Source organism: Paludicola sp. MB14-C6 (assembly GCF_030908625.1).
Lineage (GTDB): Bacteria > Bacillota > Clostridia > Oscillospirales > Ruminococcaceae > Paludihabitans.
In genome coordinates this window covers 61293-85842 of record NZ_CP133133.1, presented here as the reverse complement: position 1 = coordinate 85842, position 24550 = coordinate 61293, and the positions used below count along the sequence as shown (strand labels likewise).

The 24550-nt window shown below is 32.4% G+C and carries 17 protein-coding genes, 4 tRNA genes, 1 pseudogene and 1 riboswitch; of the genes and pseudogenes, 2 read left to right on the top strand and 20 right to left on the bottom strand.

The annotated features are described in order from the left end of the window. Window positions 1-212: 212 nt before the first annotated feature. Window positions 213-440, top strand: a pseudogene (locus RBG61_RS00375) (tyrosine-type recombinase/integrase); the annotation flags it as partial. A gap of 50 nt (window positions 441-490) precedes the next feature. Here RBG61_RS00375 and RBG61_RS00370 read toward each other — a convergent pair. The 15 genes from RBG61_RS00370 to rlmD all read right to left on the bottom strand — a co-directional run bounded on the left by RBG61_RS00370 (window position 491) and on the right by rlmD (window position 20277). Then, window positions 491-1852 carry an amidase family protein gene (locus RBG61_RS00370; RefSeq protein WP_307944594.1) on the bottom strand — a complete coding sequence of 454 codons (1362 nt, stop codon included), beginning with the start codon at window positions 1850-1852 and terminating at the stop codon, window positions 491-493. Between the two features lie 296 nt (window positions 1853-2148). Continuing rightward, window positions 2149-3354 (bottom strand): IS110 family transposase, encoded by a 1206-nt coding sequence (locus RBG61_RS00365; protein WP_307944592.1) that lies wholly within the window; start codon window positions 3352-3354, stop codon window positions 2149-2151. A 313-nt stretch (window positions 3355-3667) separates the two neighbouring features. Next, entirely contained in the window at window positions 3668-3928 is a 261-nt protein-coding gene (locus tag RBG61_RS00360; RefSeq protein WP_307944591.1) for a hypothetical protein, read from the bottom strand. An 845-nt stretch (window positions 3929-4773) separates the two neighbouring features. After that, window positions 4774-5304, bottom strand: a complete 531-nt coding sequence (locus RBG61_RS00355; RefSeq protein ID WP_307944589.1) for a nitroreductase family protein — start codon at window positions 5302-5304, stop codon at window positions 4774-4776. Window positions 5305-5550: 246 nt separating this feature from the next. After that, a complete protein-coding gene (locus tag RBG61_RS00350; protein WP_307944588.1) occupies window positions 5551-6015 on the bottom strand; it encodes a GyrI-like domain-containing protein in 465 nt (154 codons plus the stop codon). Window positions 6016-6096: 81 nt separating this feature from the next. Beyond that, a complete protein-coding gene (locus RBG61_RS00345; RefSeq protein ID WP_307944587.1) occupies window positions 6097-6258 on the bottom strand; it encodes a hypothetical protein in 162 nt (53 codons plus the stop codon). Between the two features lie 882 nt (window positions 6259-7140). Continuing rightward, window positions 7141-9015, bottom strand: coding sequence for an AAA family ATPase (locus RBG61_RS00340; RefSeq protein ID WP_307944586.1), 1875 nt, complete (start codon window positions 9013-9015; stop codon window positions 7141-7143). Continuing rightward, on the bottom strand, window positions 8969-10000 hold the full coding sequence (locus RBG61_RS00335; RefSeq protein WP_373889715.1) for an ATP-binding protein: 1032 nt from the start codon (window positions 9998-10000) through the stop codon (window positions 8969-8971). Before RBG61_RS00335 ends, RBG61_RS00340 begins: the two co-directional genes overlap by 47 nt. 13 nt (window positions 10001-10013) lie before the next feature. Next, window positions 10014-13688 (bottom strand): magnesium chelatase subunit H, encoded by a 3675-nt coding sequence (gene bchH, locus RBG61_RS00330; RefSeq protein ID WP_307944585.1) that lies wholly within the window; start codon window positions 13686-13688, stop codon window positions 10014-10016. Then, window positions 13689-14480: an ABC transporter ATP-binding protein gene (locus RBG61_RS00325; RefSeq protein WP_307944584.1), complete on the bottom strand. Its 792-nt coding sequence runs from the start codon at window positions 14478-14480 to the stop codon at window positions 13689-13691. It abuts the gene before it with no gap. Window positions 14481-14484: 4 nt separating this feature from the next. Beyond that, window positions 14485-15480 (bottom strand): FecCD family ABC transporter permease, encoded by a 996-nt coding sequence (locus RBG61_RS00320; protein ID WP_307944582.1) that lies wholly within the window; start codon window positions 15478-15480, stop codon window positions 14485-14487. Next, complete coding sequence (locus RBG61_RS00315; RefSeq protein ID WP_307944581.1) at window positions 15470-16549, bottom strand: ABC transporter substrate-binding protein; 1080 nt, start codon at window positions 16547-16549, stop codon at window positions 15470-15472. Before RBG61_RS00315 ends, RBG61_RS00320 begins: the two co-directional genes overlap by 11 nt. Window positions 16550-16577: 28 nt before the next feature. Beyond that, window positions 16578-17171, bottom strand: a complete 594-nt coding sequence (locus tag RBG61_RS00310) for a hypothetical protein (RefSeq protein WP_307944579.1) — start codon at window positions 17169-17171, stop codon at window positions 16578-16580. A gap of 172 nt (window positions 17172-17343) precedes the next feature. Next, window positions 17344-17547, bottom strand: a riboswitch (cobalamin riboswitch). Between the two features lie 83 nt (window positions 17548-17630). Beyond that, window positions 17631-18752: a hypothetical protein gene (locus tag RBG61_RS00305; protein WP_307944577.1), complete on the bottom strand. Its 1122-nt coding sequence runs from the start codon at window positions 18750-18752 to the stop codon at window positions 17631-17633. Between the two features lie 148 nt (window positions 18753-18900). Beyond that, window positions 18901-20277, bottom strand: a complete 1377-nt coding sequence (gene rlmD, locus RBG61_RS00300) for a 23S rRNA (uracil(1939)-C(5))-methyltransferase RlmD (protein ID WP_307944575.1) — start codon at window positions 20275-20277, stop codon at window positions 18901-18903. Window positions 20278-20461: 184 nt separating this feature from the next. Between rlmD and RBG61_RS00295 the strand changes: the two genes are divergently transcribed. After that, window positions 20462-23434 (top strand): glycoside hydrolase family 2 TIM barrel-domain containing protein, encoded by a 2973-nt coding sequence (locus RBG61_RS00295; RefSeq protein ID WP_307944574.1) that lies wholly within the window; start codon window positions 20462-20464, stop codon window positions 23432-23434. Between the two features lie 104 nt (window positions 23435-23538). On the opposite strand, the gene RBG61_RS00290 is transcribed toward RBG61_RS00295, so the two are convergent. From RBG61_RS00290 to RBG61_RS00270, 5 genes are all read right to left on the bottom strand, one after another. Further along, complete coding sequence (locus tag RBG61_RS00290; protein ID WP_307944573.1) at window positions 23539-23925, bottom strand: DUF3795 domain-containing protein; 387 nt, start codon at window positions 23923-23925, stop codon at window positions 23539-23541. 160 nt (window positions 23926-24085) lie between these two features. Then, window positions 24086-24161: transfer RNA gene (locus RBG61_RS00285), tRNA-Gln, on the bottom strand. 23 nt (window positions 24162-24184) lie between these two features. Beyond that, a tRNA-His gene (locus RBG61_RS00280) sits at window positions 24185-24261 on the bottom strand. 13 nt (window positions 24262-24274) lie between these two features. Then, a tRNA-Arg gene (locus RBG61_RS00275) sits at window positions 24275-24351 on the bottom strand. 51 nt (window positions 24352-24402) lie between these two features. Further along, window positions 24403-24476, bottom strand: a tRNA-Gly gene (locus tag RBG61_RS00270). Window positions 24477-24550: the final 74 nt, after the last annotated feature.

Below are 24550 nucleotides of genomic sequence, written 5' to 3'. Positions count from 1 at the left end.
AAAGAGCCATTTAACAATACTTTTGTATTGCTAAACAACTCAAATATCCTTGGTTCTCTAAAAATAGTCTTGCTCTATTTCTATATAATATACATATATTTTACAATATTATTACTTACTTGTCAATGATAGAATTATTTGTATATTGAATAATTGTGTATTTATTTTGAAAAACAAGAATTAACTCACAATAGGATTTATAAAAATTTAATAAAAAAAATATTATAGTAGCTGGAATAAAACCTGATGGTTTATCTGCACACAAGCTAAGGCATACCGCTGCTACACTTATGTATAAATATGGTCATGTTGATATTCGTTCATTACAACAAATATTAAATCATAAGAGCATTGCAACTACAGATATCTAAACTCATGTAGACGATCATCAACAACAAGCCGCGGTCAATGCAAATCCATTAGCCGTGATGTTTAGCTGAGCATCATGGCTTAAACAAAATGTATATTTACTTCTTATATTTAATCATGTTCATAATTTGGGGCGTGTAACTTCTTGACAATATTTTTCAATTGTCAACGCAGCGGAATAAAGGCGTACTTCATCTGAACCATATAAAATAATTCCACGAGGGGTGTTGTCTTCTGCCATGCCTAATCTTAACGCAACAGATGGTAAACCTGTAAAATGCATTATATTTGTTGGCCCAGTCATTATACAAACATCGTATTCTTGTAGTTGTTTCAAAACTTGCTTTTTAAGTTTCTTTCGTTCAGCTAAAGCTTTTAAGTACAATTCATTGTTAATGCCACCCGAAGTGCTATTTAACGCCGATTTTAAATAAGTAATACCGTATCTCATCATTTGCTCAGGATTAGATTCATAAAAATTGACAATGTCAGAGAGATATTTAAGACGTGCATTACTATTATGAAGATATTCCTCCAAATCTTTTCTAAATTCACAACTCATAATATCTTGCTGATACGGAACATACTCCTGTGAAATCTCTGCAAAAGTCGCTCCTTCATCTTTAAGTCTGTTAAAAAGTGTATCATGCTTTTTTAGCTGTGCCTCAGATACCTGATCTTGATTAAAAACATTAACGGCAATACGTAAAGCACCTTCTTCTAAAGGCAATATCTTATTTAAAGGTTTTTTACACATCCCCGAATATAGCATATATGCATCACTAAAATCTTTTGTTAACGCTCCAGCACTGTCAAGTGTATGAGCAATAGGAATAATTCCAACTGATGACAATATTCCTACAGGTGGTTTTAAGCCTGTGACTCCATTATCAGTTGCACATCCAACTACTGAAAAAGAAGTATCTGTACCAACAGCAGCTGCGCAAAATCCAGCAGATACAGCTACCGCTGAACCTGAACTTGAACCACCCGGACTTTTAGTTTTATCATATGCGTTTTTCACCTGACCTCCTCTTGAGCTGTAACCACATGGCATTCCCTGTGTAGTATAGTTTGCAAATTCGGTCATATTTGTTTTCCCTAAAATTATTGCGCCATTTTTCTTCAGGTTAGCAATTATCGGTGCATCTTTGCTGGCAATGTTATCTAAAAGAGCAAGACTTTCTGCTGTTGTATGAAGTCCACAAACATCGATATTATCTTTCACAAGTATTGGTAAGCCATATAGCGGCAAGTCTGAACCTGTCTTGTGTACATCCATAGCACGTGCTTGTTTTATAACTGTTTCATCAATTTCCGCAATCGTATTTAATCCGTTAATCCCATCATATTTACTAATGCGATATAGATAAAAGTTTATTAATTCTTCTATTCCAATGTGTCTATTTTTTATTGCATATATTAATTGATTTGCTGTCATCTTATTTGGATTATTTACCATAATTCTATCACAGCCTTTCATTGTGTCTAATCATATATTAAGGAACAATTTGTTTTTTAATACTAGACTGTGCAACGCTAATCTATTTAACTTATTTTTCCATTATACAACTTCAAAAATAATATTTCCATTATAAATACATTATTATGGTATTATTTGTTTAAAAATATCTTCTTGTTTTTGGGCATAAAAACCTGCTAAGAAAAGTCAAGACAATTTCAACAGGTTTTAAAAATAACTTTTCTAAGTTTTGTGTGAGACAAATAGACCAACCTGAATTTCAAGTTAGCCTACAATAATATATGGGTTGTGTTTTCTTAGTTTTGATATGCTTCCTTTACCCGTGCATAATAAATTCTAAGAAATTTGTTTAATGCTGCAATCTTTGCGACTTTCTTTGCTTTGCCCTCTGCTTCTTTTTTGAGCATGTATTGATAAACAGCAGCATCTTCCGTCGGTTTAATTGTTTTAAGACACTTCATAACCTCATATCCTGTTTTTCTAAGTAAAGAAGAACCACGTTTAGAAATCCATCGTTTTGTTCCTACAAACATGCCTGATTCATACGGCGGAGCATCAATTCCAGCAAAAGCAATTAAGGCAGACCCACTATGAAATCTTCTAACATCACCTATTTCAGCTATTAATCTTGGCGCTAAAACCTCACCAACTCCATTCATTTTCCGTACGACCTCATATTCAGGCAAATCACTTGAAATCTTCTGTAATTGTGTTAAAATAATTTCAAGAGTTTTATTAATTTCTTGTAAAACCCGGATTGCTTCTAACACTAACATTTTAGTCGATGGGGAGTTAGACAGCATAGTTGGGATACCATTTTGAGACAGGGCATAAATTGCTTTTGCTTTGCTCTCGCTTTGATGGTATCCCTTTTCTTTTGCCCATTTAGAGTAACTCAAAATGAACTTCTTTTCACTCATTTTGTTGATGTTATCATAATGCCAATATTTCGCTACAAAATCACAAAGTTTATCCTTAGTAGGTAGATCCGATCGTTTGCCGGATAACAGAGTTTTGATTCCCGGCATTGTTCTATCAAGCAGATTTGTAAGAACCAACTTGCTTTCTATCCTCATTTTTACATAGTGAGAATATTGTCTACCTAACATATTAAGCTCTGCGTATATAGTTTCTGATGGTTGATACACCTCTAATTTAAACCAATTATCAAGCCCATAATTTGCGATCCGTACCGAATCCAATTTGTCCGTTTTCCCCTTGCGTATTACAGCTGATGCATACTTTTTCATAACCAATGGGTTAATCACACTGACAAAGATATTTGCTTCAACAAATTGAGTTAACAACGGCAAGTGATATGCACCTGTCGCTTCCATAATCACTCTAATTTCTTCATTATAGGACTTAATTTTTGTAATCAAATCATTAATAGATGTTTCGATGTGATTGATTTCATACGGTGACATCAAAACTTCTCCATATGGCTTTAAAATGCAAATCATACTCTTTCCCTTTGATACATCAATTCCTACACTTATCATTTTTCTTCTCCCAAAATTTACTTGTAATTGCTTCCCATCTACACTTATTACGATTCATTTTGGTTCGTTACACGAAAGCTCATCAGAGTTTCAACCTGCTTAATCGAATGTTTATAACAAGAGATGGCTGACTGTTTTTATGACGGATGCGTTAATCCAAAATAGGCTACGCCAGACCAATTACTCTCTTATTATAAAAAAATAAGTGTAAACGCTCAATACTTTTTCAAGCACCTTGCTATTACACTTTTATAGTACCAAAATAGGCTAAGTCTGTAGGTCTTAAGTTGACCTAAGGCTTAGCCTATTTGATTTAGATTTCATATGTACTTTTTCTTATTTCATCTAATTGTACAGATAATTTATAATATTCAAAGAATAAATTGGTATCACTTTTTAGATTTATTTCTACTGACAGATTAACTATAGACTCCATAACTGTATAATAGCTAGACTTTAATATTTTCTCTAAAATTATCATTAAATCAGCAGATATATGCACAGCGTAATATTTGTAAGTATTATCAATTTCATTTTTAACGTCATATGTATTCTCTAACTGTAAAAAAGTCATAATTATGACTTTTTTACAACATTTACATGGTCTGAAAGTTTCATCTTCAAAAGTTGGTTTAGTTCAGAATCAAGAAAATTATCTTTTGTAAAATTATTAATATATTTTTCTCCTAACACATTCCGCATTTCTGAAATTATTGTTTTTAATCTATAATTTATGCATTGATTTACCTTAATATCTCGCTTAAACTTTGGTATAAAATCCACTATTAAATAAAACATAAATGATGTTAAATATGCAAATGCAAAGTTTTCCAATATTTTAAATATTTCATACTCATTTGTATTTATTAATGGTTGATTTAAAAATGTAAAATACAGAAAAAATTAGTGAAAGAAGAACATTTGCAAATAACTAAAATACAGATAATTGATAATATAATATGGATTCTTAGTTCCTTAACAACTTTTTTAAATTTTAAAAACACCTCATTCACCCTATGTCATCTATATTTTTGCTCAATTTTCTGCCTCAAACAGATGACATTTTCGCCTCTTTTTTTGCCCAAAAATTGCTCTAAAACCACAACATGTTGTGGTCAAAGTCTAATTTTTGCCCTCCGAACCACATTTCGTCATCATTATTATCGTTTCAACGTGCGTGGTTATCGGAAACATATCTACCATTTTTATACATTTTTTATGCACTATTATAGCGTATTTTTGCATATTTATTACATATAATTGAATTATATGTATATTTATTATGTCATCTGTTTTGTCGCCTCAAGGGTAGGTTGAGTAGTTTATTTAATAAAATTTAATTATTTGAATAATAACTACCCTAATAATAGTTACAGTCTACAACTAAATCAAAACATTGTTTAAGAACTTACGTGACTACTAAAACTCATTATATGATACTAAATCTTCTAATGGTCTGAATTGTGTATGTCCTGGAAATGGCTTTGCACTAGGTGCCGGATATCCCAATACTAACAATGCTACAGGCTCAATATTTGTTGGAATAGCAAATTCCTCCCTAACAGTCTCTGGGATAAAGTGCATGACCCAGGTTGTGCCAACACCTAGCGCCGTAGCTTCCAGCATCATATGCGTTGTCACAATGCTGGCATCAATGTCACCGCTGGCCTTACCATCGTATTTACGTTGCCAACATTCATTTTTATCGTAGCAAATAAGTATTGCCGCTGAAGCACCGAAGTGACATTCAGTACACTTTCTTAGCTTCATAATACCTTCTTCGCTATTAATAATTAAAATTCGTTGAGGCTGACGATTGCAGGCAGTTGGTGCGAGATGTCCACCTTTCAAAATTTTGTCTAACACACTCTTTTCAATAGCTTTATTGCTAAAATTTCGTACTGAATAGCGTTCCTCAGCCAATTTGAAAAAATCAATATTTTCAATCATTTTATTTCTCCGTTCAGTAAATTATAGAATTATAATTGTATTAAATTTTTGTCTTGTGTTAACTGCAAGAAAGAACTATATACTATATATGTAAGGTGTTTTTTCTTATGGGCCTGCACAAATATAAAATTTGTCTGCCCCATTATTCTATAAAAATTTAGCTTTATATTAAGTCTTATCTAAGTCAAATTATTATGTAAAATGGGCAGTTGGTCTGGCTGTTATATGATATTACTATTGCATTGCTCATAATTTGCGTATAGGGAAAAACATATATCCTTTTCCTGTTTCAGGGTAATTAAAATCATGTACTGCTCCAGCAAGCGAAATGCTATTTTGTTGCAAATACTTAATTACATTTGGAAAAGTATCGCTTCTCTCATTTTTGACATATAGATATTCGTATGCAGGTATAATCCACTTAGTCCAACCTTTAGGTGATTGTGAATTATCTTTACATTCAACACCGGCAAGGTATAAGCCTTGACTAAAATTTCTTTCCCATGGATTGAATGAACGAGAGAAATCGGACATTGCACCCCATATGCCCAAAATTTTGCAGTTATCATCTTTCTTTGCTAAATGTGCTACTTCATTAAAATTTGAGTTTGCATTTTTCCAAAGTTTCTGTATAAAATCTTTTCCGTCATCTGTTGAACCTTCTTTTCCAATAACTACAAAACTTTCTTTAATACATTTTTCTAACACCATTGTTTTTCCTTCTGTTGTAACATTTAGCTTTATATAAGCATTACCTAGTTTAACTTACGCCATAAATGTCCTTAGCCCTTACTACTTCACATTTTTACTGCCATTATATTGCTCTTTGGTTATTTCAAGATAAGTTATCCCTCTATCTTCCTTTATTCTTAAAAATCCAGCAGATAAATCAATACATCCCGTTTCATTATTATATCCGTCAAATCCAAGTTCGTACCCTTTGTTATAGCTCATAGTATCTGGATCATTCAATATTTTCTGACGATACCATAAATCAGCAAGTTTTGGTTAATATAAGTAAACTCTATTATTCATGATGCAACTCCCAAAACAAAAGTTAATTTATTTTACCATTTTTTTATAGTTCATTTAACTTAAAAAGTTTAGTCCTTTACCATTTACCTTATTTTTCATTATACAACTTCAACAATAACATTTCTATTGCAATCGAAAACTTTATTAAAATATTTCCTTTCATACTAAAACGGTACTGAGCTTTTTGCTCAGTACCGTTTTTATAGTATTTATTAAAAAATCCTATTGTTATTCAGCATATAGCATAATTTCAATTTCTTATTAGATTTAGAATGGTGAACGCTCGTGCTATATGTAAAGCCATTTCTTTTATAGACTTTAATCGCTTTTTGATTAAACAAAACTACATATTGAATGATTTTATCTTCAATATGTTAGCCTCCAATAATTTACTTTTTTTTAAATGTTAAATGATTAAAAAAATTCAATAGACTTAAACTCATCCATAGAACTTGCAAGCATTTCAAATATTAAAGTGTTTTTTCATATAAAAAATTTTATTAAATTAGTATGTTAAAAGTAATAAATATAAATTTATTTTATTTTTCCATTATCCACTAATGAAACATTTTAATGTTATTAGTTTAAAATTTCTCATTCAATTAAAAAAACAATTTTAATTTAATTATGGAATTATTTAACTTTTTCAGCATTAATAATCGACAAGTCTATAGGTCTTTTAATTTGACCTAAAACTTGCCATATTCAATTACTATTTAGACATTTTATTAATTTATAAGTATGCAATTTTAAAAAATTATACTATAATTTTAGTTTTTGTCGTAAACCAACTTTAATATTTTATTTGGTTTTCATAAAACTCATAACACTTTCTTTTATTTTACATTCAGATGAACAGTGTATTTTTATATATTCACTCCCCATTTTTTTTGATAGGTTCTCAGCAAATCCATACTTAATATATCCGTTTTCAGTATCGAGAATTAAGCTCTCAATTCCCTCATTGTGTATTTTTTCACCAATGTTAAAAGCATCTTGCATTGAATCAGATGTAAAAAGAGGAATATTTGCTTTTCCATCAGTAACTATTACAAGATATTGCAATGATTGTGGATTTTTAATTTTTTCTGCTTTTAAAATTTCATAAGCTTTATAAAGACCTAACGCAAGAGGAGATTTTCCTCCTGTTTTTAAATTTTTTAAACATTTTTGTGCTAAATCAACACTTCTTGTAATATTTAGTAAAGTTTCTGCGGTTTCTTTACGAAAAGCAATCATACCAATTAAATCTCTCTTTTGGTACGCATCATTAAGTAAAGATAAAATAGTACCTTTTACTGCACCCATGCGACGTTGTGCACCCATTGAACCACTTGCATCCACTAAAAACAAAATAGTTGCACCCGTTCGTTGTTCTCTGACTTTTTGTCTTATGTCTTCATCTCTTATGGATATCATTAGCTCACTGTCATTATTTTTATGCGTAACTGCACTGCGAATTGTTGCATCAAACGCAATATCAGTTACCTTCGCTTTAGGAAAACAATATTTAACATATCTACCTTTAGTAGAATTAATCTTTACCTTTGCTCTTTTTCCTGAGCCTGTTGCTTTTTTAATATCTGAGAATTTTATATCAAAATTAAGTTTTTCATTGGTTTTAGCTATATCTTCCCATTTTTCCTCAACTTCATCTTGAGTATTTTCATTACTTGTTTCAAATGTATTTGAAATATTGCTATTTGGGGGAGTTGATGAACAATTATCTTGGTTATTCTTAATATCTCGCTCATCATTTTCAATACTGTTACAACAATCTTCTATATTAACATTTTTTCTCATTCTATGAGGAAGAACATACTTTGCTGCTTCCTCTAAATAATCTTCAGTAACAATTGTATTTTGACTATATGCGGCAATTGCCTTTGCTGTTTCAATTATTGTTATTTCAGCTCTATGCCCTGCACATTTTGCTTCGTAAGCAAGTGATGACGCAAAAACTAAGTTTTCCTTGGTTACATTTACAATAGAAAACAGCTTTTTAGCTGCTTCTATTTGCAGTTTAAGTAAGTTGGTAGCATAACTCCATTTTTTGCAAAACTCAATAGGGTTATTTTCATATTCTAATCGTCTTTTAATTATTTCAAAACGCAATTTTTTATCTTTTTCACCCTCTGCTAAAACAAAAAGTCCAAATCTATCAATAAATTGCGATCTTAAAAAACCTTCTTCTGGGTTCATAGAGCCAACCAAAACAAATTTTGATGGAAAACGATATGAAAGTCCCTCTCGTTCAATTATATTTTCTCCTGTAGATGAAACTTCAAGAAGTATATTTACAATATGCTCCGATAGCAAATTCACTTCATCAATATAAAGAATATTGCCATTTGCTTTTTGCAGCAAGCCGCTATCCAATACTTTTTTGCCATGAAGTATCGCTTTTTTTATATCAATACTTCCTACCAATCTATCTTCTGTTATATTCAAAGGGAGATTAATAAGTTGGGTATTCTCCATTAAATCAGCTAATCCTCTGACAAGAGTTGACTTTGCTGTTCCTTTTTCACCGCTAATTAAAACGCCACCTATGTTGGGATTGATTAAATTTAAAATTAAAGCTTTTTTAATTTTTTCTTGCCCAACTATTGCAGCAAACGGAAATACATTATAATTCATATTCATCAATAATGCTGCTGATTGTCTCAAAATCAACAGTTCCCTCTTCAAATGGTTTTCTTCTCATTCTGTGCGGTAAAGCAAGTTTTGCAGCAACATACATATCTTCTTTTGTTACACAAGTACGTCCTTGATATGCGGCATGTGTTACTGCTGTCTTAATTAAAGTGATATCGGCTCTATGACCGTCAACTCCCATTTGTATACATATATCTGCTGCTAGTTCAAGGCATTTATCCGAATATGTAACTGATTTTAATTTAGCTTTTGCAGACTTAATTTTTTCGCCTAATAAAATTTGTTGTTTCTCATAATATTGAATAAAATCTGTTGGAGAATCTTCAAAAGCAAGTCTTTGTTTTATCACTTCAACTCTACTCTTTTTGTCGCTTTCACCATACACATCTACAACAAGTCCAAATCTGTCAATTAATTGTGGTCGCAAATCCCCTTCTTCTGGGTTCATAGTTCCTACCAAAATAAAATTTGATGGGTGAGAATACGAAACACCTTCTCTTTCAATTGAATTTACTCCCATTGCTGCTGCATCAAGAAGCACATCTACAACATGGTCATCCAAAAGATTAATTTCATCTACATATAATATATTTCGGTTAGCCATAGCAAGTATGCCAGGTTCAAATTTCTTTTCTCCATGTTTTAAAGCATATTCAATATCAAGTGTTCCAACAACACGGTCTTCAGTTGCACTTACAGGTAAATTTACAACTTTCATTTTTAATTTGATTACAGTTTTATCATTGTTTATTTTACAATCACTGCACCAATTTCTTTCATCGTTTGGATCACAAGAAAATTTGCAATTTTCAACTTGTTCTCTTAGTGGAAGGACTTCAGCTAACGCCCTTACTGCAGTTGATTTTGCTGTTCCCTTTTCGCCTCTAATTAAAACTCCACCAATTTTAGGGTTAATAATGTTTAGCAAAAGAGCTTTTTTCATATCTTCCTGTCCAACAATAGCACAAAAAGGAAATATTCTTTTTTCATTTTCTGTATTCAACTTTTTCACCTCTTTACACTGTTTCTTCTATTTTATCTTCAATTTCCAAATAAACTTGCTTTATCTTATCAAGCTGTTCTTGTGTTGCATTCCAGTAACCACGTGAATTATACTCCATCATTTGCTCTAATATATTCATATACGCATGAGGGTTATTTTCAATCATGCGATTACGAAGCTCTTCATCTTCAACATAGCTTTTATGCAAATCATCATAAATCCACTCATCAACACTATTTGTAGTTGCAGATAATCCCAGTACATTTTCAAAACGCTCTGCAATTTTTTGCGCACCATGATATGAATGACTTAACATTCCATCAATCCATTTTGGATTTAGCACTCTTGTTCGTATTCCCCGTGCAATTGACTTATCAACCGTTTCGGTATGAATTTTTTCTTCTGTTGTATCGGTAATAAACATTTTTGCTTTTGTACCTTTTGCTAACTCAACAGACTTTGAAAGTCCACCGAAAAATTCATAATAATGGTCTAAATCTGTGATTTCATACTCATGGTTACTTCTTAGCTGAGATACAATATCCACGCATTTCAGATTACGTTCATATAAACCATGTACACTTCTGCCATGCATTCTTCGATTATATACATGCTTTAAGCTTGCAATAAATGACTCTCCAATCTGAGATTCAGTTTCCCAATTTTTAGTTTCTATAATACCTGTTATTCCTGTGCCATATTCGCCTTCTTTAGGTCCAAATATTCTTGAGATTGCTAGCTCCTTTGCATCTTGCTCCTCATAACCTTCTTCTAACAGCTTTTTATAGATTTTTTTGCTGTGAGCCTTAAAATAATTCTCTTCATCAGTTTCATCAAGTTCATATAACTTTACAAACAAGTCATCTAAACCTTCAATTAAGTTAGGAAACATATCTCTGAAAAATCCACAAATATTTATAGTTACATCTATACGAGGACGATTTAGTTCATTTATTGGGATAATGTCAAATTTCATTTCCCAAACATTTGATTTATTACTAATTTTAACACCCAAATAAGATAAAATTTGAGCAAATGTTTCGCCTTGAGTACGTGAAGTTTCAAGTCCCCACAAAATTACCGCAGTAGACTGTGGATATGATTTTTCTTCTTTAAAATATGCTTCTAATGTATTATCGCATACTCTTTTACCACGCTCAAATGCTGTAATGGATGGAACAAGACGTGGGTCAAATTGATATACGTTTCCACCACATGGCAAAACCTCAGGTGCTCTGTAAATATCACCTGCCAGTTTTGCCGGATTATATTCACCACATAAAGTTTTAAGCATACCCTGTATCTCATTGTTTTGACAAGCATCTATTGATATTTTTTTAGCATAATTTAAGGTATTTAAAAAATCTTCTTTATTCTTCTTATCAATATATGAAACCTCAGGTAATTTGTCATTATTCATATAATAATTAAACAATTCTTTTGCAAGTGCATTGCAATTTTTTGAGCTTTCCAAATTGTTAATATCTAATTTTTCTGATTGGGCAATAAGGTCACATAATGCACGATATCCATTTCTGTTATAGCGAATTAAACCTCTTGCATAAGCTTTACCTTCTTCTTGTGAATATCCATTACCAAACACATGAAGTCCTTTAGGAATTAAGCTGGTGCTCATTCTATAAAGCTCATTTTCAAGCACCTCTAACTCCTCTGGTAGATTTATTTGTTTTGCTTTCTTATAAATATTTGCTAATATTTCATTTGCACTTTGAGGTGATAGTATAAGTGCTTGTCTATAATGGTCAATCTCAGTTGATAAAGAAAGGTAATCATCATACAATTCACTTTCAACAAATACCGGTGGCTGATAGCTTACTATGTTTGCATGAGAACGACGTTTAGCAATTACTGCTTCTGATGGATTTCCACAATAATATAAATATGTATGTGGTATATCTGCTATCAATTTGTCAGGGTAGCAATTCCCACTCATTCCGCATTCCTTTCCCATCAAAAACTCAAGTGTACCATGTGTTCCAACATGAATAATTGCATCTGCTTTAAATTCATTTTTTAACCATTGATAAAAAGCAATGTATTGATGATGAGGAGGTAATGTTTTGTCATGGTAGGCTTTTTCAACGTTTTCATGTATGCCTCTTGAAGGCTGTAATCCAACAAATACATTTTTTTGAATAGTTCCTGGAATTAAAAAGTTATTTTCGTTTGCCATAACATTTCCAGGTGCTTTTCCCCATTCCGCCGTTACTTTACTTTCAGCTGAATATTTTTTTACAGGATATTCAATCATATCATCCCAATTGCAATCATATTTTCCTGAATTAACCGCTTTACCTGCTGTAAAAATATTCATTAATTCATCTTTGCTAAGCGTATTTACACTATATCCTTCTTGGTTTAGATTTTTAAGTATTGACTCAATCGAAGCAAATGTATCTAAAAATGCTCCACCAAAGAGGTTACCCTCCCCAGGAGGATAGTTATAACATATTATTGCAACTCGTTTTTCGCTATTTGGCTTTGTTCTTAAATTAATCTGCTTTTTAACACAAGAAGCTAGTTTTTCTACACGTTCTTCAATTATTGCAAGCTCATCAGTTGCAACATCATAGGCTTCGTTACACTCATTTTCGCTCTTTGAAGCAATAGGAAATGTTTGTATTGCTCCATCAAGCTCTGGAAGCATAACTGAAATAAGCACTTCGGACGGGCCACAGCCTTGAACCGATTCAAGCCAATCTTGTTGTGTCTTTCTTGTAAGAAAAAATGGATGAAGATATGGAGCATTTACTTCTTTTAATAAATTTATTCCTGCATTAAAATCTCCACCCATAGGTCCTGCACCTAATCTAAACGGCATAACATTAATTATCAAATCAATAGGCTTAGCTGTACTGTTTAGCAAAAACTCTTTAAATTTATCTTCATTTTCACAAAAACTGCCTGATACTGCAATAGGTATTACATTTGCAAACTCACTTAATCTTGTTTGTATTTTATAAACGCATTTAGAGGTATCATTTGGATATGTATTAGCTGAAAAAATAATAGCTATATTTGGAAGTAACTCATTAAACCCAAATTCATTTGCATATGAACTAACACTAGAATAAAATTTCATGTGATTAGGATCACACACAGAAATGCTATCTGCTTCATAAGGCATTTGTGGGTTTTCAAGATTGTCATAATCTCCATACTCATTAAGAATGAGCAATAACATATTATAAATATTATGTCTATTTGCTATCTTGAAGTACTTTATTATTAGTGAGTAGTTTCGCATATCACGCATTTTTCCAGGCATGATTTTGCCCATTTTTTCAGCCATGCTCTGCATCTTTTTTATTGATTCCATACTTGGTTCTTTCATGCTGTCTGATTTCATTTCACTTGCAGAGAATTTACCCAAACGCAAGAATTCTCTTGCTGAATTTCCATATGAAATAACATTTCCTTTGCAGCTTTCAAGCCCCTTATATACAGCTTTTACAATTAAGGATGGACTTCCCATAAGGTCAACAAACACTAAATCAGCATTTATAATACAATCAATCATTTTATTAAGCTTTTTTTCACTAAATTCAGATGTTGCATAAAACAAAGAAAGTTCCAATGCATTTGGATATTTTTCAGATATTAGCTTATTGGACTCAATTAAAGATTTTATTGCCGGAGAAGACACGGTTATAAATACAATTTTCAATTACTTCACCACCCTTTTAGCGTAAAATATAGGTTTTCCATTTTCTTTATCTTTACTTATTTCTGCCTCTACCCTAAAAACTTTATCTAAAACGTTATTTTCCAAAACTGTCCATGGGTCGCCAATTTGAAATATTTTATGATTGTTTATAACTATTAAATTATCAGAATATCTTGCGGCATGATTAATATCATGAAGCACCATAACAATAGTGATACTTTCTTCTTTATTCAGCCTTTTAATAAGTTCCATAATCTCAAGCTGATGAGAAATGTCAAGATATGTAGTAGGTTCGTCAAGCAATAATATTTCAGGCTTTTGTGCGATTGACATAGCAATCCATGCACGTTGACGTTCTCCTCCAGAAAGAGTATTCACCTTTCTGTCTTCAAACTTTTCCATTCCTGTTTTATTTAATGCCCAATCAATGATTTTTGTATCGCTTTCATTGTTGCCTTGCCACCATTTTTTATGTGAATAACGCCCATATTGTACAAGCGTTCTAACTGTAACATCACTAATAGATGAATTACTTTGCGATAGAACTGCCATCTTTTGCGAAACAAGCTTAGTGTTGGTTTTAAATATATTCTTCTCGTCTAACAATACTTTTCCACTTTTAGGCTTTAAATTTCTGCTTATTGTTTTCATAAGAGTTGTCTTTCCGCAACCATTAGGCCCAATAATAGAATAAATCTTTCCTTTCTCAACTTCAAAGCTTACATCATCTAAAATCATGTTATCTTTATAGCTTACAATTAAGCTTTTAGCCTTTAATATTGTATTATCCATCTTGTCATCTCCTTAACAAGTATAGAAAGAATGGTACACCCAAAACTGCCATTACAATACCGACCGGAATTTCTGTTGGACTTAAAATCGTCCTCGCAAATGTATCACTAAACATTACGAGTGCTGCACCAAGCAACGCAGATGCTGGAATCATGTGTTTATAGTTATTTCCTATAAGCAATCTAATACTGTGAGGAACTATCAATCCAACAAATCCAAGTAAACCAACAACGCTAACAGCACTGGCTGCTAATAATGCAGCCAATGCTGTTAATGCAAGTCTTGTTGCCTCAACATTTAAACCTAATCCTCTTGCAACGTCATCACCAAGAATTAAGATATTAAGTTTTTGCGATAATAATACAGCAAAAGTTAAACCTATAATAGTGTAAGGCAAAATTGTTTGAACCTCAGGCCAACTTCTAGAAGATAGACTACCATTCATAAATGTGAGTGCTCCATGTACTCTGTCACTGAAAAATACAAGAGTAGCTGAAATTCCTGCACCAAATAAAGCTGATACTGCAACACCTGCAAGAATAACTCTTGTTGGTTGAATACCACCTTTCCAAGAAAGCAGATAGATAACAGTAGCCGCCAACATTGCTCCAACAAAAGCAGCGATAGGTACTAACCCCTGAAGCTGAGGAAGAACAACAAGAATAAATATACCAAATAAACCTGCTCCGCTGCTTATACCAATAATACTCGGGTCAGCAAGAGGGTTATTCATAACCCCTTGCAATATTGCACCTGAAAGAGCAAGATTAATGCCTACCAATGCCGCCAAAATCATTCGTGGCAATCTGATATTCCAAATAATCATTCGCTCAGTTGAGCCATCATCATTAACTATTACTTCAAAAATTCGTTTAACTGTAACAGGTATAGTACCTTTAACATTACCCACTATAAATGCAATAACACATAAAATCGCTAACATTATAATAACAACCCATTTGTAGTATTGTTTATCTTTGAAAGCAACCTTATTTTCCATACCATTTGTCAACCTTTCCATATATGTCTGGATATACACTTCTTGCTACATATTCAATAGCTTCACAATAATATGGGCCTGCGTTATAAAGGAAATATTCTTGAGGAAGATATGCAACTCTGCCTTCTTGAACAGCTTTGACACCTTTCCAAGCAGGGTTTTCTTCAAATTGCTTATTCATTGTTTTAACAGCCGCTTCATTATTTGATATCATACTTGTAACAAGTACATAATCAGGATTTTGCTGAACTATATATTCAATATCTAATGGAGTACTTTCAGAACCTATTGTATCTGGAGGTAAATCAGATGATATATTTTTAAGTCCTAATCCTTTGCATACATCACCTGCAATACTATTATCAAGTTTTACTGAAAGTGATTTTGATGTTAAATATAAAACAACTACTGATTTATCTTTTTCAGGCTTTTTAGAAAGCAAATCTGCTCTTTGTTTTTTAATTGCATTAATTTTTTCATTTGCAATCTTTTCGTTTTGCAATATTTTGCCAAAAGCACGATATGTATCAAGTACATCTTCATAGCTTCTTAAATTTACACTTAGTACAGGATAGCCCATTTTCGATAATTCTTCTGAAACAGGATTTTGACTTCCAACCTGTGTTATAATTAAATCAGGTTTTAAAGCAATAATAGATTCCATATTAACTTTATATACTGCCCCTACACTTGGAAGACTTTTAAATTCTTCTTCACAACCAGAAAGAATTTTTAAATTTTTTGAAATATCTGATGTACAAATTGATTTGCCTCCAAGGTCATACCAAATATTTAACTGAGAACCAGCTAATACTGCTACCCTCTTAGGAGCTGTATTTAAAACAGTTTTTTTATCAAAATAATCATTAATTGTTAAAGGATATTTATCACCTTTTACTTCTATTGCTGATCTCCTATCATCGGCTTTTTTCTCTTCTTTACTTTCAACACTACTTGTCTCTTTTTGAGTAGCTTCACTTACGCTATTGTCACTTTCACTTGAATTGATGCATCCTGAAAAACAGAATATAGTTGCAATTATTATTACAATTGAAATTAGTTTCTTCATAATTTGTAATCAACCTTCATTTTATATTTTATTGACCAAAATTTTCTATTGTACATGCTTCCAAAATTGAAATTTCATATTGAGTTTTAAAGTAATCTTGTAAAAATTTTACTTCATCACTTACAGTTTTAGCTGCCTTATCCCATCTTCCTGAATCCTTTGTTTTTTGTGTAGTATCGTTATGGTCTTTGTCTTCAACTTTTATCAATTCATTTTTATTAAGGTCATATGTATAATAAAATGATGTTCCCATAGCTCCAACATAATAGTGTTTTAACATTGTTTGTGTTGCATTATCAAAGTTATAGTATTCAACAGTTGCTTTTCCTTCCAGATCAGTTTTTGTAAATTTTACATACCCATCTTTTCCTTGCTTTACTTCAATTTTTAATCCACAATCTTCAAATGGACTATTTTTAGTATCTGTGTAAGTAAGAATATCTCCTTCTTTTAAAAATGTTTCTTTTGAAGTTTCTTCTGATGATTCACTTGAAATTGTGCTTTCTGTTTTACTTGAAACCCCTTTTGAAGTCTCAGCATTTCTTGTTGTGCCACAAGCTGACAATGATAATATCAAAGTCAATGCTATTGAACCGATAGTTACTAGTTTCTGTTTTTTCATTTCTTTTCTCCTTTAAAACTGCAATAAAATATAAAAATCCGTATTGAACTCATAAAAGATCAATACGGATTTTTCCCATAATTGTGTGTCAACATTTATATTTACATAATTTTATTATATATAAATGCAACAAAATAAACTGTTTATCTTGAGCTCGAGGATAAAACAGGTGTGTAAATTAATTATGTAAATGTATTCTGACTAAACATCATAGCTAGTTTTTCGCCTTCCCAAAATTTCTTTCAGTGACTGAACAATGTTTATATTGTTCGTGAAAAACCGCTCCGTTATCACAGCAGCGTTCCTGTATGGGATTCTCACCCAACTTCCTGTACATTAAATTAACATGTACAATATTCACAAAATTATATTAAATTTGTTATTAGTCTACTTTATTACTTTTTGAAAGTCAATATTATTTAAATAATATAATAATTTTTTATAAAATATAGTATAAATTTACCATAAATATTTTTTATATTTAAATTGTATACCCAAGTCTTCTTTTGGATTCATTTCTAAACTTTGAACCAGACTTTCAATTCTTTGGTACCTATCCATTACAAAATCAGTAACATATTCAATGTCAATTTTTTCATTAGGTAAAGATTTTATTGCAATTTCTTGTACCATAGTTTCATTAATAAAAGGTATTTCATATAATATGTTTTTGTTTTTTAACAACTCTCCAAACAACTCAATTAACAGATTAGATGAATTTTTTGCTTCAGTTGCATATCCTCTTGAAATTAATGCTATGTTATTATCAAAGTTAGGTGCCATAGATATAATATTCCCTAATTCTCTATCTCTCAGCAATCCATAGTTATAAGTGTGCCTGTCCATATTGAAACAAAGTGTATCCATAAACAAAATATCCAAATACTGGTGTGCTAAATTTTCATCTATAACATTTAGCTTATCATAATTAAATGAGTAATCTTCGTTGTCGCCTACAAGAGCCGCCATAGGTTCAAAGTTATACTTACCCTCTGTGAAATCTTTTGTTTTTATAAAGCTATCTGATGGATAATATTCAGCAGTAGGGAAGCCAAGCTTTTTTGAAAGTATAGCAATAAAAACTTCGGAGAAACGCTCTAGTGCACTACCCTGCTTATACATATACCAACTACCATTTTCAAACTTCCAACATTTTTCGTAACTTCCTATGTTGGTCAGCTCGGGAGTTCTGCTTGATAATTGCTCTTTAGTGAAAATTTTGTTATAGCTGTCTACTGAACCTGTCAAAGATATATCTGCAAAAATATTTTCTTTAAATTCAATATTAGCATATTGCAAGTCTTCTTCTACTGATTTTACCCAGTAGTTATCAGTTATTGTTGCAGCATGAGAGTGGATAACTGACGCAATATCGCTGGTGTCAGTTAAATGTAACATTTTCTTTAAAATGCGAGAATTTGGTCTGTGTCTATCAATTGCACGGGATTCAAGCCACTGTTCAAAATTGCCACCGTTTGCAAGATACAAAGGCATTTTTTCTTTTAGAATTGGAATTGTTTGATTATTTTTAACCTCTGCAACCGTTTCTTCTCCACTCATTACATACCCATTAAAAATCATATCTTACATACCTCCTCCGCTGAATTTTACTTATATTACCCTATGTCATCTATATTTTTGCTCAATTTTCTGCCTCAAACAGATGACATTTTCGCCTCTTTTTTCGCCCAAAAATCACTCCAAAGCCACAACATGTTGTGGTCAAAGTCTACTTTTTGCTCTCAAAACCACAACGCGTCATCATTATTGTCGTTTCAACGTGCGTGGTTCTCGGAAACATATCAACAGGTGTGAGTATTTTGGCTTTATACCCATTTTGCTCTAGTAAACTTGTATCTCGTGCCGCAGTCGCCGGATTACAAGACACCATCACTATCTTTCGTGGACACATTTGTACAATTGCATCAATAACCTCTTGGTCTAAGCCTTTACGTGGTGGATCTACAATTACAACATCAGGAACAACACCTTCAGTCAACAATTGCTTTGTAGCTTTTTTCGCATCCGCACATATAAATCTTGCATTATCTATACCATTTATTTTTGCATTTTCCTTTGCATTCTCAATTGCTTGAGGAATAATTTCAATGCCTATTACTTGTTTCACTTTATGAGCGGCGATTAAACCTATTGTGCCTGTCCCACAATACAAATCGATAAGCACATCATCTTTTGAAAGCTCTGCATAGTTAATTGCAGTTTGATATAACACTTCGGCTTGCAATTTATTGACTTGATAAAAAGCAAGAGGGGAAATTTTAATCTTAATTCCACAAATAACATCTGTTATATAACTTGTCCCATAAACTGTAACGCAATGATCCCCAAGAATTACATTTGTCTGCTTAGCATTGACATTTATTATAACACTTTTGATATTAGCAAAATTACTGTTAAGCGAATCAATCAATGTATCCATTTTGGGTATATTGGGCTTAGTTGCAACTAAACACACCATCACTTCATTGGTAGCCTCTGCCTTGCGAATATAAATATGTCGAATTAACCCTGTATGCTTTTGCTCATCATATATGGAAATATTACTTTTATTGAAAAAGTCGATAATCGTATTTTTTATTTGTTCAAACTCTTCCGCTTGTAATTTACAAAAAGATGAATTTATAATTCTATGGCTTCTTTTAGCATAAAAGCCTGATATAATATTACCATCTTTATCTTTTCCAACTGGATATTGTGCCTTATTTCGATAGGAGTTGATACGTTCACTGCCAATAATATTCGTGCAAGCGACATCAACATTTCCAAGTCGTTGAAATGCATTCACCACTAAATCTTCTTTAAGTGATAATTCTGCATCATAAGATATATGGCGATAACTACACCCGCCGCATTGCGTATAACAAGCGCAATCCTCTTTTATTCTATTTGCAGATGGTTTGAGCAGACTTACAACTTTTCCAAACCCATAGCTTTTTAAAACTTTTAATACTTTGACCAATACAATATCGCCAATAGCAGTTTCCGGTACAAACAAAGCAAAACCATCTATTTTACCAACACCATTTCCTTCGCTTGTAACACTTGTTATTTCTATTTCGTAACATTCATTTTTTACTATATTCATTTAAACGCTCCACAATATAATTATAATTTAGTATACCACAAATTTTCCATCTTTGCACTAGTTATTATTACTTTGTTTTTGTTGTATTCATTATAACTATTGTTGCAAATATGAAAATGTTATTGAATCTAATGCTTTTCCACTATATAATTACAGTAAATAAAATAGCAAAGGAGTTCTTAATATGCTAAGAAACTACTACCAAGATTTAAATGTGCTAAACGTGAATACAATTCCTAACAGAGCTTATTATATTCCATCAAAGCCAGGTAACATTTCTGATCAAAAGACAAATAATGATTCAGTTATGTTATTAAATGGAGATTGGAAATTCAAGTTTTATAAAAAGGTTCAAGATTTTACTTTCGATATTGATCAATATGACACGATTCCTGTACCCTCAAACTGGCAAATGCATGGATACGACGCACATCAATATACAAATGTACGCTACCCTATTCCCTACAATCCCCCATATGTTCCAAAAGAGAATCCTTGCGGACTATATGAAAGAACAATTTCAATTAAAGACAAAGAAAGCAATCGCTTTTTCTTAAACTTTGAGGGTGTGGATTCTTGCCATTACGTATACATAAATGATCAATTTGTTGGCTACTCACAAGTATCCCACTCAACAAGTGAATTTGATATTACGAATTTTATTCAAAATGGTGACAACAAATTACAAGTTGTCGTTTTAAAATGGTGTGATGGCACCTATTTAGAGGACCAAGATAAATTAAGAATGAGTGGTATCTTTCGTGACGTTTACGTTTTAGTTAGACCAAAAGAATTTCTTTTTGACTATCAGATTAAAACAAATATCACTTCTGATAATACAGCAACTGTTTGTATTACTATGAATGATCATGAAACAAAGCTACAGAAAAAAATTATTTTGGCTGATACAAATCATACTATTATCAGCGAATTATCAACCTCTGAATGCAAAGCTGATATTATTGTAAACAATCCAATCCTATGGACTGCCGAAAGCCCATATTTGTATTATATTACCTTCGAAACAGAAAATGAAGTAATTACCGATACTGTTGGTATTCGTACAATTGCTATCGAAAATAGTATTGTTAAAGTGAATGGAAAACAAGTAAAATTTAAAGGTGTTAACAGACATGATAGCTATTGTGATACAGGATACGTTGCTTCTTTAGAACGAATCACAGCTGATTTAAAACTAATGAAACAGCATAACATCAACGCTATTCGTACATCTCATTATCCAAACAGGCCAGAATTATATAAACTATGTGACCAATATGGTTTTTATGTTATTGATGAAGCGGATATTGAAGCTCACGGTACCATTACAATGGCAAACCCTGCAAATCATGATTTATATGCTGATATTGCAAATAATCCTAAATGGACTAACGCTATTGTTGACCGCATTGAAAAGCTTGTACAACGAGATAAAAACAGACCATGCGTTATCTTTTGGTCATTAGGCAATGAAAGTGGATATGGATGTTGTTTCAGAGAAGCCGGTAAACGTGTTAAGGAAATGGATGATACCAGAATTGTTCACTACGAGTCTATGGTTATTCCGGAAGCTGAAAAGGCAAAAGGCACAGAAAAATTCGAAGTTATCGATGTTGTGAGCCATATGTACCCTTCATTATCTTGGCTAGAAAATGATTTCATAGGAAATCCTAACGAGAATCGTCCACGTATTCTCTGTGAATTTGCTCATGCAATGGGAAATGGACCTGGAGATTTGAATCGTTACTATGATTTGATATATAAATATGATAACTTCTGCGGTGCTTTTGTTTGGGAATGGTGTGATCACACCGTTTTAGTTGGCGAAAAGAACGGCAAGTCTATGTACCACTATGGTGGCGATTTCGGAGAATTCCCACATGACGGAAACTTCTGTATGGATGGATTGGTTTATCCAGATCGAAAACCTCATACAGGTTTATTGGAATTGAAAAATGCTGCACGCCCTGCACATATTCATTATAAAAATGGTAAATTTCAAATTGAAAACAAACTTGACTTTACAAATCTAAACGATATTCTTTATCTACAATGGACAATTAAGCAAAATGGAAATGTAATTCAATCCGGCGAAATTCGTGCATTGGATGTTAACCCACATGAAACTACGGAACTTCCTATAGAATTGCAACAATTAAGTGGTGGTCGTGTCTATATAAAGTTTGATATGATTTCTATAAACGAGACTCCGTTAGTAGAAGCTGGTTCCGTTCTCGGTTTTGAACAATTTGATTTATCTACAGAAGAATACCAACAAGACTTACCTACTATCGGTGGCAAACTATTTGTTGATGATGGTAAAACTCATATCACTATTAAAGGAGAAAGTTTTACCTACCGATTTAATAAAGATGCAGGCAGCATTGATTATATTGATCTATTAGGCAATATTATTTTAAATAAATCCATTGAATTTAATCTTTATAGAGCCCCAACAGATAACGATATGTATAGCAAAAAAGCATGGATTGAAGATGGCTTCAATCGTACAAACCCATATACTTATGATATTACAGTATCTGAAGTAGAAAATGGTATCGCTATTCACTGCCCTCTTTCTATTCAAGCAGTATACTTAGCAAATCTTTGTGAAATTGAATCTGTATGGACTGTATATAACAGCGGTGCTATTAACGTTACTTTAGATGTAAAAGCAAGAGACAATATGTCATACTTACCACGTTTCGGTTTACAGCTCATGTTAGATGAATCTTTAAGTAATTGCAGTTTCTTTGGATATGGACCTCATGAATGCTATGTTGATAAACATACCAGTACATATAAAGATATGTTCCAATCCGCAGTACCGAATATGCATGAAGACTATATCTTCCCTCAAGAAAATGGTTCACATTATGATAGTGAATATGTATGCTTAACATCTGATAAAGCAAAAGTCGAAATTAACTCTTGTAATAATCATTTCAGCTTCAATGTTTCCCCATATACTATTGAGGAATTAGCCAACAAAACACATAACTACTTATTAGAAAAAAGCGGATATACTGTTTTAAATATTGACTACAAAATGTCCGGTGTCGGTTCTAACAGCTGTGGTCCTGAGCTTGAGCCAGAATATCGTTTGAGTGAAAAAAAATTCAAATTTGAAGTTAATATCATTCCCACTTTGAAGTAAATGCTTTCTTTTATCTTCCATCAGTATAGCTGATGGAAGATTTTTTTCTATTACAAAAGCTTCGATTGTAACATCGAAGCTTTTATAATTACGATTCAGTTCGTTTACTCACAAACGTGACTTTTTTTATCATACCAATAAACTAACCGGCCACATTTCGGACAAGTATTTTCACTTGTTTTTTTAGATACCCAATTCTCAACGCTGTTTTCTTTCATATATACCAAGTCATTTATGACCTCAGCATGATGACAAATCCCATTTTCCCAATGCTGAGTTGAAAATTGATTCAATCTATCGCATGGAAATGCATCACATTCAAAGCAACGTGTCACTCCATTATTTTTTGCACATTCACGAAATCCATTGGAACAAATTAAACAATGAGAAGTCAGTTTATCCGAAAGGCACCCATGACAATCTTTTGGATAAGAAGGACATGTACCACAAAAAAGTCCACAAATAGCTGCTGTTTGATTATTCGGTTTCATAAATAAGATACTCCTTCGTTTAAAAATATTTCGTTTACATAAATCATTAATTGTATTTGCGTTCCCTCACCGTTACATACACCGTAACAGCAATATCCATATACGAATTAAAAACCTTGCAAAAATTACTCTTTGCAAGGTTTTTAATACATAATCATTCTGGTTGGGGTAGATAGATTCGAACTATCGGAATGCAGGAGTCAAAGTCCTGTGCCTTACCGCTTGGCGATACCCCAATATAAAATTTGATAAGAAAATGTGGGGTGGATAATGGGATTCGAACCCACGACCTCCAGAGCCACAATCTGGCGCTCTAACCGACTGAGCTATATCCACCATATATTTTCTTTGGTACGCCCAACAGGATTCGAACCTGTGGCCTACTGCTTAGAAGGCAGTTGCTCTATCCAACTGAGCTATGGGCGCATAGTTGCTGTTTTAAGCTTGTCTAGCACAATCGCTAAATAAGCAAAAAAATGGAGCGGGTGATGGGAATCGAACCCACGCGACCAGCTTGGAAGGCTGGAATTCTACCATTGAACTACACCCGCATTGCTTTGCGTTTGAATGTTATCCATCAGCAACGTGTTATAGTATACCAAAGATATATCCATAAGTCAATACT